The organism is Granulicatella adiacens ATCC 49175 (genome assembly GCF_025150565.1).
GTDB lineage: Bacteria > Bacillota > Bacilli > Lactobacillales > Aerococcaceae > Granulicatella > Granulicatella adiacens.
Map to the genome: position 1 here is coordinate 800,120 of NZ_CP102283.1, position 13,830 is coordinate 813,949.

The 13,830-nt window shown below is 36.4% G+C and carries 9 protein-coding genes; all 9 read left to right on the forward strand.

The genetic code is table 11. The annotated features are described in order from the left end of the window. Nucleotides 1-7 precede the first annotated feature (7 nt). Entirely contained in the window at nt 8-3,100 is a 3,093-nt protein-coding gene (locus NQ540_RS04070) for a Cna B-type domain-containing protein (RefSeq protein WP_005605208.1), read from the forward strand. A gap of 204 nt (nt 3,101-3,304) precedes the next feature. Beyond that, complete coding sequence (locus tag NQ540_RS04075; RefSeq protein WP_005605210.1) at nt 3,305-5,512, forward strand: Spy0128 family protein; 2,208 nt, start codon at nt 3,305-3,307, stop codon at nt 5,510-5,512. 97 nt (nt 5,513-5,609) lie between these two features. Continuing rightward, a complete protein-coding gene (locus NQ540_RS04085) occupies nt 5,610-7,274 on the forward strand; it encodes a formate--tetrahydrofolate ligase (RefSeq protein ID WP_005605212.1) in 1,665 nt (554 codons plus the stop codon). A gap of 20 nt (nt 7,275-7,294) precedes the next feature. Continuing rightward, a complete protein-coding gene (locus NQ540_RS04090; RefSeq protein ID WP_005605213.1) occupies nt 7,295-9,184 on the forward strand; it encodes an ABC-F family ATP-binding cassette domain-containing protein in 1,890 nt (629 codons plus the stop codon). A gap of 15 nt (nt 9,185-9,199) precedes the next feature. Further along, entirely contained in the window at nt 9,200-10,147 is a 948-nt protein-coding gene (locus NQ540_RS04095) for a thymidylate synthase (protein ID WP_005605214.1), read from the forward strand. A gap of 15 nt (nt 10,148-10,162) precedes the next feature. Further along, on the forward strand, nt 10,163-10,672 hold the full coding sequence (locus NQ540_RS04100; protein WP_005605215.1) for a dihydrofolate reductase: 510 nt from the start codon (nt 10,163-10,165) through the stop codon (nt 10,670-10,672). Continuing rightward, complete coding sequence (ung, locus tag NQ540_RS04105) at nt 10,656-11,312, forward strand: uracil-DNA glycosylase (RefSeq protein ID WP_005605216.1); 657 nt, start codon at nt 10,656-10,658, stop codon at nt 11,310-11,312. Before NQ540_RS04100 ends, ung begins: the two co-directional genes overlap by 17 nt. A 91-nt stretch (nt 11,313-11,403) precedes the next feature. Beyond that, complete coding sequence (locus NQ540_RS04110) at nt 11,404-13,194, forward strand: prealbumin-like fold domain-containing protein (RefSeq protein WP_005605217.1); 1,791 nt, start codon at nt 11,404-11,406, stop codon at nt 13,192-13,194. Between the two features lie 129 nt (nt 13,195-13,323). Beyond that, nucleotides 13,324-13,761 carry a hypothetical protein gene (locus NQ540_RS04115; RefSeq protein WP_039848748.1) on the forward strand — a complete coding sequence of 146 codons (438 nt, stop codon included), beginning with the start codon at nt 13,324-13,326 and terminating at the stop codon, nt 13,759-13,761. Nucleotides 13,762-13,830 lie beyond the last annotated feature (69 nt).

Here is a 13,830-nt window from a genome sequence, read left to right on the forward strand (position 1 = left end):
GATTAAGATGAAACAAAAATTTTTAAAATTATTGTCGCTGTTTGTCGTCGTTGGTTTTCTCATGCAAGGATTGAATTCTTCAGTATTTGCGCAGGGAACGCCTCAGGAAGTAGATGCAACGATTACACATTTTGAAATCCAAAATGCAAATAAAAAGTCTGTTAACGAGTTAAATAAAAACGACTTCTTTTACTTAGCAATGGATTGGCAAGTAAGTAATTCGGGTTCTGTATTACATTCTGGTGATTATTTCGATATTACACTACCCAATAATTTAACATTTCCACCTGGATATTCAGAACCCCAATTTGATTTAACGGATTCTGAGGGGAATGTTATAGCTAGAGCTGTTGTGACTACAGGCCCTGAAGCTATTGGAGGTAAGATTCGAGTTACCTTTAATGACAAAATTAATAATAAATATAATGTAAAAGGGAAACTTTATTTAGGTGCTCTATTTAATAAACGTGTTACAAAAGACAATGTGGTTAACCAATTTGATATTTCTGTTAAAGGGAAAGTCACTTCTACAAATCTTAAGGTAACAAAAGTAGGAGTTCCATCAGATCAAATTATTTCTAAATGGGGTCAACAAGTTACACAAAATGGCCAACGGATTGATCAAGTAGAATGGTATGCAAATATCAACTATGCTAAAGCAGATTTAAAAAATGCGGTTATTACAGATGAACTTCCAAATGGAGAAACTTATATTCCGGGTTCTTTTGTGTTAGAAGAAGTAGAATATACAGATGAAGGTGCAATTCTTAGAAGACTTAAGAACATTAGTTTAGAAGGCAAACTTCAACTTAGAAACAATAACCAATCATTTACGATTAATATGGGAGATACTGGAGCGAAACAATATCGCTTAACTTATAGAACGACTTACACTATTGGTTCTTCTCTAAGAAATAAAATTAAAGTAACGCATGCAGGTGGTTCGAAAGAACACGGATTTACTTATAAGTCATCAGAAGCTGGTGGTACTGCCGATGGACAATTAGCAAGTAAAATCAAATTGACGAAAGTCGATGAAGAAGATAAAAATATTGTTCTTGCAAATGCGGTGTTCGAAGTCACTGGTCCAGACAACCAAAAATTCGAACTAAAAACGGGTAATGACGGTACGATTATTTCTGGTGTGTTAAAACAAGGAACATACACAGTCAGAGAAATTCAAGCTCCTACTGGGTATCAATTAAATGGAGATACATTTACTTTAGAAGTAACTCCTAAAGGTGGAGCCTTAAAAACTGTTACTAATAAGAGAATTAAAATCAACATTTCTGGTGAAAAAACATGGGATGATGCCAATGATCAAGATGGAAAACGTCCTTCAAAAATCAGAGTGAACTTACTAGATGAAAATCAAAAGGTAGTTCAATCTAAAGATGTGACACCAGATGCTTCTGGTAAATGGAAGTATACATTTGAAAATGTAGATGAATATAATGTCAAAACCGGTAAAAAGATGAATTACACGATTACCGAAGAAGCGGTAGAAGGGTATACAACAGAAGTTACAGGATATGACATCAAAAACTCGTACACACCTAAAAAGACAAGTATCCAAGTGACTAAGAGCTGGAATGACGCCGAAGATCAAGACGGAAAACGTCCTACAAGTGTCACCATCACTCTTTATGCAGATGGTCAAAAAACAGATCAAACGCTTGTCTTAAATAAAGAAAACAATTGGACAGGAAGCTTCTCAAATCTTGATGTGTATAAAGCAGGTAAGAAAATTGAATACACTATTAAGGAAACGACTGTTGAAAATGGATATGCAAGTTCAACAGCAGGTAGCGTAGAACAAGGCTTCACTGTTACAAATAGTAGAACTCCAGAAAAAACTTCTGTGAAGGGAACTAAAACATGGGATGATGCTAACGACCAAGATGGCAAACGTCCAAAAGAAATTACCATTAAATTGTTGAAGAATGGTCAAGAATTTAAAACTCAAAAAGTTACTGCAGCTGATGGTTGGAAATGGAGTTTTGATAATCTAGACAAGTATGAGAATAAACAAGAAATTACTTATACTGTTGTAGAAGAACAAGTAGAAGGCTATACAACTAAAGTAAATGGGTACGATATCACAAACTCGTATACACCTGGTAAAACAAGCGTACAAGTAACAAAATCTTGGGATGATGCGAATAACCAAGATGGCAAACGTCCTGCAACAGTAACGGTTACTTTATATGCAGATGGCCAAAAAACAGATAAGACTCTTCAATTAACGAAAGAAAACAATTGGACAGGAAGCTTTACAGATTTAGATGAATACAAAGATGGTAAAAAGATTGAGTATTCTATTAAAGAAGAAGCTGTTAAAAATGGTTATGTGAGCCAAGTGTCAGGAGATGCTAAAAAAGGTTTCGTAGTGACAAACTCTAGAACTCCTGAAAAGACTTCTGTTAAAGGAAGTAAAACTTGGGATGATGCCAACAACCAAGATGGCAAACGTCCAAAAGAAATCACAATCAACTTATTGAAGAATGGTCAACAAGTGGCTACGAAGAAAGTAACAGAGGCTGACGAGTGGAAATGGAGCTTTGAAAATCTTGACAAGTATGAGAATGGACAAGAAATCACTTATACAATTGTAGAAGAAAAAGTGGAAGGCTACACAGCTACGGTTAAAGACTTCAACGTCACAAACTCTTATACTCCAGGGAAGACAAGTATCCAAGTAACAAAAGCTTGGGATGATGCTAATGACCAAGATGGTGTTCGTCCAACAAGTGTAACGATTAAGTTACTTGCAGATGGAAAAGAAACAGATAAGAAATTAGTATTATCGAAAGAGAATAACTGGACAGGTAACTTCACAGATCTTGATGAATATAAAGATGGTAAGAAGATTGAATATACAATTTCTGAAGAAACAGTAGGAAAAGGATATACAACTCTGATTACAGGAAATGTTCAAGAAGGATTTGTGGTTACAAACAAGAGAACTCCAAATACGCCTCCTGAAAAACCAAAAGATGAGTTACCGAAGACAGGTACAGCTGCTTCATTAGCACTTCTTGGAGCGGTAGCCCTAATTGGTGGAGTGGCATTATTAAAGTTTCAAAGAAAAGAAAACTAAAATCTCTATAATATAGTAGGTTTTATGAAGGGAATAAGTTTTATTTAAAAACTTATTCTCTTTTTTTTGTTTAAAACAATAGAAAATTCATATTTAAAATATAAAGTTTTAAAATTTAACATAATAAAAGATTGACAAGTGATTAAGGAAACCTTTATTATAACCGTAGTGGACTATAACTAAAAATTAGGAGGACAATTATAGATGAAAAAATTATTTCATTCTTTTGTAGCACTATTGATGCTAGTATCGGTCTTCGTACCTTTACTTAAAATGAATAGTGTTGTTAACGCTGCTGAAAAACCATCTTCAGAATATACGTTAACGACGGTACCAACGATTAATACTAATAAATTAGTCGACCACGCAAAATATGGTGAAGGTAAGTTCTATCTACAAACAACTTACAAATTCCCAGATAATGTTACCCTTAACAATGGGGATTTTGTTACTTATCAAGTTCCTGCGGAGTTCAAAATTGAACAAGATTCAACAACTCCATTAAAGGCTGCAAATGGGGAAACTATTGCGGAATTGACAACAGACAAAGCAACAAATACTGCTAAAATTACTGTTACAAATGAAGAATACTTCAAAAAGTTCAACGAAAATAAAGAACTTGTAGCTTCATTTACGACAGTATGGGCAGACCATGTACAAAGAAACAAGGAATATGAAATTACTATTCCAGGTGCTGGGGTTTACCACTTAACTCGTATTGTTCCAGATGATGACCCAACTGGGTTTACTAAATGGGGGGTACAAGATTCTAATGACCCTAACTACGTAAACTGGCGTGTACGTATTAACCGTTATGCTGAGAACTACACTGGAGTTTCTATCAAAGATACAATTCCAGAAGGTCAAGTATTAGCAAGTGAAATTACTGGTTACTACTTCCCTAACTGGGAAAACGGTGATGGAAGATCTCCATTAGACAAAGCACATGTTCAAGTAACAGATAAAAACAACTTTACTGTTACTCCAAACGGAGACGGAACTTTACCAAACAAAGGTTTGTATTTAATTTATAGAACTCGTTTAACAAAACCTGTTGATCCAGTTACTAAACGTGTTTTAAACCATGCGACTGTTACAACGAATGAAAAAGCTGAACCATTTGAAGTAGATGGATTTGCTCCAATTACTACAACTGATGGTGTCGGTACAGGTGCTAAATCTGACGAAGTTGAATTCCAAGTAACTAAGAAATTAGAAGGAAAAACTCTTGAAAAAGATGCTTTCAGTTTCCAATTAATCGACAAAACTGGTCAAGTAGTTGAAACAGTTAAAAACGATGAAAATGGTAAAGTGAAATTCAAAGCGATTAAATTCAGCGAAGTTGGCGAATCTGTTTACACAATTAAAGAAGTAAACGATGCTAAAAAAGGTTACACTTACGATGAAAAAACAATCACTGCTACAGTTACTGTAGAAGATGTATACGGTGAAAAAATTGCAAGTGTTAAATATGACAGCAAAGAGTTCTCTAACTCATATAAAGCTGCTCCTACAACAGTTGAATTAAAAGCTACTAAAGTTTTACAAAACAAAACTCTTGAAGCTGATAAATATACTTTTGAACTAAAAGAAAACGGTCAAGTTGTTCAAACAGCTAAGAACGCTCAAGATGGTTCAATTAAATTCCCAGCAATTACTTATGCTACAGAGGGAGTCCACACCTATACTGTAACTGAACAAGCTGGAACTGAAGATGACGGAGTTGCATTTGATACAAATGCATACGAAGTGACTGTTGAAGTAAAAGACAATGGTGAAGGTCAATTAGTTGCTACAATTAAAAATGGAGATAACTTAACATTCACTAATGTTTACTCTGCTAAACCAGTTAAAAAAGCATTAACAGCTACTAAAGTTCTTAACGGTGGAACATTAGCTGACGATCAATTCGAATTCGAATTGAAAGAAGGCCAAAATGTTGTTGCTACAGCTAAGAACAAAGCTGATGGTTCAGTAACATTCAAAGAAATTGAATATACAGCTGCAGGCAAACATACTTACACAGTATCAGAAAAAGCTGGTTCAGCAACTGGATATACTTACGATTCTAAAGTATACACAGTAACTGTTGATGTTGTAGATAACGGAAAAGGTCAATTAGTTGCAAATGTAACTGATGGTGACAACTTAGTATTTACTAACAAATACGAAGAACCAACAACTACTACAACGACAACAACAACAACTACTACAACTACAACAACAACTACAACTACAACAACTGAAACTACTACTGAAGTTCCTTCAACTGAAGCAACTACTACAACAGTAGAAGAACCAAAAGAACCAGAATTACCAAATACTGGTGCTACAGCTACTTTAGCTGGAGCAGGTGTTGCTGTATTGTTATCAGGATTTGCAGTATTAGGATTTAAGAAAAGAGAAAACTAATCGTTAATCTTTAAATGAGGATGCATATGCATCCTCATTTTTTTTTTATTTATTAAATGGTATAATAAAACGAATATACTTGAATCGAGGTGGAGAAATGAAGTCGGATATTGAAATTGCACAAGAAGCGACAATGCAGCCAATTACAAAGATAGCAAGTAAGCTCGGATTAACAGAAGATGAGATTGATTTATATGGGAAAGTGAAAGCGAAGATTCTTAAATCAGATATACATGAAGCCAACAACTATGGTAAGTTAATCTTAGTAACTTCAATGAATCCTACTCCAGCAGGGGAAGGGAAATCAACCGTTACAATTGGTCTTGGGGATGCTTTAAGCTCTATCCAAAAGAAAACAGCCATTGCGTTACGAGAACCATCTTTGGGGCCCACTCTTGGACTAAAAGGAGGGGCAACAGGTGGTGGCTATGCTCAAGTGGTTCCGATGGAAGAAATTAATCTTCATTTCACTGGGGATATGCATGCATTAACGAGTGCAACCAACCTTCTATCTGCCATTATTGATAATCACATCCATCAAGGAAATGAACTAAATATTGATATCAAACGAATACTATGGAAAAGGGCGGTAGATTTAAATGATCGTGCTTTAAGAACGATTGAAATCGGGCTCGGAGGTCCTGTAAATGGAGTTCCTAGAGAGGACGGATTCGAGATTACAGTTGCAACCGAAATGATGGCTGTTCTTTGTTTAGCACGGGACTTAAATGACCTACAAAAGAGAGTTTCGAATATTCTTGTCGCGTATGATATTTCTGGCAATCCAATTCGTGTTTCTGACTTAAAAGTAGAAGGTGCGATTACTGCCTTATTGAAAGAGGCCATTAAACCGAATCTGGTTCAAACTTTAGAGGGGACACCTGCTATCGTTCACGGAGGACCATTTGCCAATATTGCACACGGATGTAATAGTGTGATGGCTACAAAGATGGCCTTAACATTGGCGGATTATACAGTGACAGAAGCTGGTTTTGGGGCCGACTTAGGAGCTCAAAAATTCCTGGATATTAAAGTGCCAGTATTAGGCAAGTCTCCAGATGCGATAGTTCTTGTCGCGACCATTCGATCGACTAAAATGCATGGAGGGTTGTCTCTCGAAGAGTTATCTAATGGGGAATCGCTCGATGCATTAAGAGAAGGATTTAAAAACGTTGCTAAACACATTGAGAATGTTCAACAGTACGGTATTCCAATGGTCGTAGCTTTAAATGAATTTACAACGGATACTCTGGCTGAAAGAGAATTGTTTATGGAGCTTTGTGAATCGATTGGAGTAGATTGTGTCTTGTCTTCCGTTTGGGAAAAAGGCTCAGAAGGCGGAATTCAGTTAGCCGAAAAAGTAGTAGAACTCTGTGAACAAAAGAGTCAGTTTAATGCATTGTATCCAGTAGATGCGACGATTCAAGAAAAGATTGATGCAGTTGCTACAAAAATTTATGGAGCATCGAAAGTGAATTATACCGAGAATTCGCTCGAAGATTTAAAAGAAATAGAGCGTATGGGTTGGAATGAAATGAATATTTGTATTGCAAAAACACCTTATTCATTCTCAGATAATGCAAAATTGAAAGGACGTCCAAACAATTTTGAAATCACCATTCGTTCACTTGTTCCTAAATTAGGTGCTGGATTTATTGTTGCGCTGACAGGGAAAGTTCTTACAATGCCTGGACTTCCGAAAGTACCCGCAGCCTTAGGAATTACCGTAAGTGAAGATGGAAAAATTCAAGGCCTCTATTAGAGGTGACGAAAGGAGTTTGCATGAAAGATTTTAGAGTAGATCATTTAAAAAAATCTTATGGTGCAAAAACACTATTAGAAGATGTTTCTTTTATTATCAATGAAGGAGAACATGTAGGTCTCATTGGTCAAAATGGGACTGGTAAAAGTACGCTTCTTTCGATTTTAGCTGGGGTCGATTTTGCAGAATCAGGAGATATTACAACTTCAAATGACTACAGAATTGGATATTTATCTCAACAACCGGAATTGGACGATGAAGATACAATTTTTGAAGCGTTATATAAAGGCGATCATCCAACATTAAAAGTCGTTCATGATTTTGAAGAAGTGGTGGATCAATTACGTGAAAATCCAACGTCCCAAAGCCTTACAAAACGATATAGTGCCCTTGAGCAAAAAATGAACGAAATTGATGGATGGCAAGTAGAGGTTCAAATTAAAACTATTCTTCAGAAAATGGGATTGACGGATATCCAAAAGAAAGTCGGGACTTTATCAGGTGGTCAAAAGAAACGTGTTGGTCTTGCAAAAGTATTGATGGAAGAACCGGATTTACTCTTACTAGATGAACCAACAAACCACTTAGACCTTGAAGCGATAGAATGGTTGGAAGGCTACTTAGCCAATTATAAAGGTGCGATGATGCTTGTTACCCATGACCGATACTTCCTAGAACGTGCGGTAACGTATATGTTTGCATTGGTCAATGGTCGTATTGAAGCCCATGAAGGAAACTATGAGTCTTACTTAGAGCAAAGAAGCCAAAGAGAGCAAATTGCGAGCCGTATGAGCCAAAAGCAAAAGCGATTATACCAGAGCGAATTAGAATGGATGCGTCAGGGCGCAAGAGCTCGTACGACAAAACAACAAGCGCGTATTCAGCGATTTGAAGCATTAGAAAAAGATGTGAAACAGACAACTAGTCAAGAAAAATTAGTAATGGAATTTGACCAAACGAGAATCGGGAAACGGGTCTTCCAATTCAATCAGACCTCTCTTTCTATTAACGGACAGGATATCGTTAAAAACCTTGACTGGATTATCCAAAGCCAGGCCAGAATTGGGATTGCGGGTGTGAATGGAGTCGGAAAATCAACCTTTCTGAATGCGATAGCTGGGCAAATTCCATTTGACAGCGGTCAGTTTGTTGTAGGGGAGACTGTTCGAATTGCGTATTATAAGCAACAAGACGAAGATATCCCAATGGATAAACAATTGATTCAGTACTTACGTGAAGAAGCAGAAGAAATTAAACGCGCAAATGGAGAAGTGGCATCCATTTCTGAATTACTGGAGATTTTTTTGTTTCCAAGACATTTGCATGGTGCATATATTCATACACTATCCGGGGGAGAAAGAAGAAGACTTTATTTACTCCGTTTATTAATGACAAAGCCGAATGTTTTATTGCTGGATGAGCCAACAAACGATTTAGATATCGATACATTAACTGTATTAGAAGACTTTCTTCAATCATTTAATGGAGCAGTTCTCATTGTGTCTCACGATCGTTATTTCTTAGATAAAACGGTGGAACAATTATTTGTCATCCGTGGAGAAGGTCAAACGGAATTGTTCTATGGGTCTATGAGTGATTACTTAGAACAAGAGAAGAGTTTATCGAGAGTAGTTGTCGAAACTCCCAAAGTGGAAAAGAGTAAAGAGGAGACTACTAAGCTAACTCCGGCCAAGAAAATGACGTATCAAGAGAAGAAAGAATGGGAAACTATTGAGGCGACGATACAAGAGTTAGAAGAAAAAATGGAATCCTTGCAAAGCGAAATGAATGCCACTGCGCAAGATTTTGCAAAATTACAAGCATTACAAGAAGAACTCGATAAAACAGAAGAAGCAGCTGCAAACGCCTATGAACGTTGGGAATATTTAGCAGAATTAGCTGGGAATTAATAGAAAGGAACAGACATGACGAAGCAGTATAAAGAGTTACTAACTAAAATTTTAGAAGAGGGTACGACAAAAACAGATCGTACTGGAACAGGAACGAAGAGTATTTTTGGGTATCAAATGCGTTTTGATCTTCAAAAAGGATTTCCTCTTTTGACGACTAAAAGAGTCCCTTTTGGATTAATTAAGAGCGAATTATTGTGGTTCTTACACGGAGACACTAATATCAAATATTTATTAGAGCATAATAATCATATTTGGGATGAATGGGCATTTGAACGCTATGTGTCTTCGCCAAAATACACAGGACCAGATATGACAGATTTTGGTCGCCGTTGCTTACAAGACGAAGCGTTTAATGAAGTTTATCAAGAAGTGAAAAAAGACTTCTGTGAGAAAATTTTATCGGATGATGCGTTTGCGGCGGAATTCGGAGAACTAGGAAATATTTATGGTTCACAATGGCGTCATTGGAAAACTTCAAAAGGAGAAACCATTGACCAAATCGAAGACTTACTCAACTTGTTGAAAAATTCCCCTGATTCACGTCGGATGATTGTTTCTGCTTGGAATCCAGAAGATGTTCCAAGTATGGCTCTTCCACCATGTCACACAATGTTTCAGTTTTATGTGGCGGATGGTAAATTAAGTTGCCAATTATATCAACGTAGTGCAGACGTGTTCCTCGGAGTACCGTTCAACATCGCAAGCTATGCATTATTAACACATTTAATTGCTAATGAAGTAGGATTAGAAGTGGGTGAATTTGTCCATACTTTAGGAGATGCACACATTTACTTAAATCATATGGAACAAGTAAAAACACAATTAGCGCGTGAAGAGATGGCGTTACCTACACTAGTTTTAAAACATCCTGAAAAATCGATGTTTGATATTGATGTTACGGATGTCGTGGTTGAAGGATATCAATCACATCCAACAATTAAAGCGCCTATAGCTGTTTAATGCAGGAGGAAAAATATGCTAATTTATATTTGGGCTCAAGATGAGAGGGGTCTAGTCGGAAAAGATGGGACACTTCCTTGGCGTTTGCCGAATGATTTGAAGTTCTTTAAAGAAGTCACGATGGGGCAAACAATATTAATGGGTCGAAAGACTTTTGAAGGAATGGGAAGTCGCTTACTTCCGGGGCGACAAACCATCATCCTAACTACTAGCTCGGATTATATTGTTCCTGGTGCAGAAGTCGTAACGAATATTGAGGAGATTGTTGAAGATAGTCGACATGAGGATATTTATGTTTGTGGTGGAGCACAAGTATATAATCTGTTGAAAAATCATGTGGAACTTCTCTATTGTACGAGAATTCATGCTAGTTTTGAGGGAGATTCTTATTTTCCAACAGAATTTCCTTGGCATGATTTTATTAAAGTAAAATCGTTAGAAGGGGAAATAGATGAAAAAAATCTCTATCCTCACACCTTTGAAATTTATGAACGAAAAGAGGGTTCTTATGACCACTTGGCATGATGTGATTGGGGAAGAAAAAGAAAAGGAATACTTTAAAAAGGTTCGTTTGTTTGAAAGAGAAGAACGAAGTCGACATCAGGTTTTTCCAAAAGCGGAGAATGTATTTAAGGCGCTTGAACTCACACCATTTGATCAAGTGAAAGTGGTTATCTTAGGTCAAGACCCTTATCACGGAGATCATCAAGCGCATGGACTTAGTTTTTCAGTGCAACAAGGTGTGGCACTTCCGCCTTCTTTGCAAAACATCTATAAGGAATTAGAAACGGATATAGGAATCCCCGTTGCAAAGACTGGAGAGTTAACCTCTTGGGCAAAACAAGGGGTGCTCCTTCTCAACACCGTTTTAACAGTCCGAGCACATGAAGCGAATAGTCATCGTGGAATGGGATGGGAAACTTTTACAGATGCGGTGATTTCATCGTTAAATAAAAGTGATCACCCAATCGTATTTCTATTATGGGGAAAACCTGCACAATCTAAAGAAAAATTGATTACAAATGCGAATCACTTAATTTTAAAGTCTCCGCATCCAAGCCCACTGTCAGCTTACCGCGGCTTCTTTGGAAGTAAACCATTTAGTAAAATTAATGATTTTCTAATAGCCACAAATCAAAAACCGATAGATTGGAGAGTTGAGTAAGTGAAAATAATTCACTTACTCAATTTTTATGTTCATTATATGATTTTTATGATACAATCGTTATAAAGTATGAATAGAAAGAAGGTATAATATGAATCTTAAGTCTAAAAGACTTCATTTTTTTGCAAGTTTATTGATGATTTTGTCAATATTATTTGTTGGTAATTCTTTTGCAAACGCTGCAGAAGGTAGAGAGTTAGAAAAAGTTATTTCGGGATTAGAATTATTAGATCAATCTGATACGAAGTTAACTCCAGATGAAAATGGCGTTTATCAAATACGAACGAACAATTCGTATAAGTTAAGAGCTACTTTCGATTTAGCAAGTTATGACAATAATATTAAAAATGGCGATTTCTTTAAATTAACAGTACCGCCTTCACTAACATTCTTTAATAATAATGATATTGAATTAGTTGATTTAGAGACTCAAGTTCCAATTGCAGATGCTCACTTTGAAAGCAATGGTGATAATCAAGGAGGAACTGTAACCGTTACTTTGAAAAACTTAGAAAAGTATCTAGAAAAGAAAAATGCGGATACAGTTAAAGGAGTAAAAGGAAACTTAGCTCTAAACTTTGTCTATAAGCAAGATGTAACCGACAAGACTGTTACTTTTGATTCTAAATCATTGAAAACAGTGATTACTCAAGTACACACTTCAAAAACTTATATACCTGACGCGGTAGTAGGGGAAGAAAACTTTGCCAAAAATGGTGGTCAAGCAGTTAGAAAAGCTTGGGATTCTCCTAAATTAAAAGCTGCTGGCAGTCCATCTTCTGGCCAATATGTCTCTAGATGGAGAGTTCGTGTTAACACAAGTGGAAAGAATTTAGGGAATAATTTAGTTTTAAATGATGTTCTACCTCAATTGGATGGTACAGCAAGTATCCAATATATTCCTGAATCATTATTAGTCTATAAAGCCCCTTCGATGACTGAAGGAACTTCAGCAGATGCTGCTGATTTCGTTCTTTTAACAGAGGGAGTTGACTATACAGTTAATTGGGCAGCCGATTATAAGAGCTTCACAATTACATTTAAAGACGGAAGTCAAAAATATTTTGTCACTTACGAAACAACTACACCAAATGATGGAAGCAAGGTAGCCAATATGGTTTCTCTTACAAAAGAAGACGGAGAAGAAATTACTCGTCGCACAAATGTAACAGACACAACTTTTACAGCTACTGCTACATCATTATTCTCAGGAACCATTGAGGCTGCTGGAGCATACACGATTAAACTAGTGAAAGTAGATGCTGTAACTGGTCAGCCAGTAAATGGTGCGGTGTATGTCGTTACAGATCCTAGCGGAGCAACTGTTGAATTGACGACGGACCAAGATGGAAATGCGGTTTCTCAAGCTTTTGACCAAAAGTACGTTGGAAAAGAATTTACTGTAAAAGAGAAAACAGCTCCAGAAGGATATGAATTAGACGCAACAGAATACAAAGTTGTTTTAGGAGTAGAACGTAGTCTTCTCAAATTGAAAGATCAACCAAAAGAAGTGACAACAACAACCACTACGACTACTACAACAACGACAACAACAACTGCTTCTACTACTGAAGCAACGACAACAACACAATCAACGACTACTGAAGCAAGTACAACTACACAAACAACTACTACAGAAGTGACTACACAAGCACCAACTACTGAAGTAACAACTACAGAAAGTACTACTAGTGAAGTTACTACTTTAGATACTACGACAGCTCTTTCTTCTGAAGAACCTTCTACAACAGAAGATAAAAAAGAAGAACTTCCAAATACTGGTACAGGAAGTCAAGGCTTCTACATTATCGGAGGAATTGTTTTACTAGCAGCAGCTGCTGGATTATTATTCTTTGCAAAAAATAAAAAAGATGATCAATAATAGTATGAAAGACTGACAGTTATACTGTCGGTCTTTTTTATTTGGACTTGCAAATGATAAGGTTGAATATAGAAGTACTGAGGAGTAAAATAGAAGTAGGAAAAGAATATATGGATGGAGGGATTTTCAATGGAAAAACTGATGTCTTACTTCTATAAATTAGTTGCAATTGTGACCATCCTCTATTTAATGATTACAATCTACTTAATGAGTTTAGGAGATTCTTTAATCACTCGTGAAGGATGGTATGTCATTATCCTAAGTAGTTTTATTCTTGTGATTGTTTTTGGCCTAGAATATGCACGCAGGAGGTTCCCAGATAGCCTTTTTGAATTAATGTTGAATACGATCGGAATGCTTTGTATAGGCTGGTTGATGTTTGTTGTCCGTGCTTTTGGGGTTACTGTCAACAACCACGCAAGTAGTCTTCAGTTGAATAGTGTATTTCAACAAATCATTTCGGGATTCGAATGGAGTCGCTTAGTACTATTTATTTTAAGTATTGCTTTTGTGATTGGAAATGGGATTCGCTATTTAAAACAGTCTAAACTAGTAACTCATTCATAATCTTCTTAAAACGGGACGTGAGAACGTTCCGTTTTTACTTTTTTTGAAAAGGTTGATATAATAAGAACA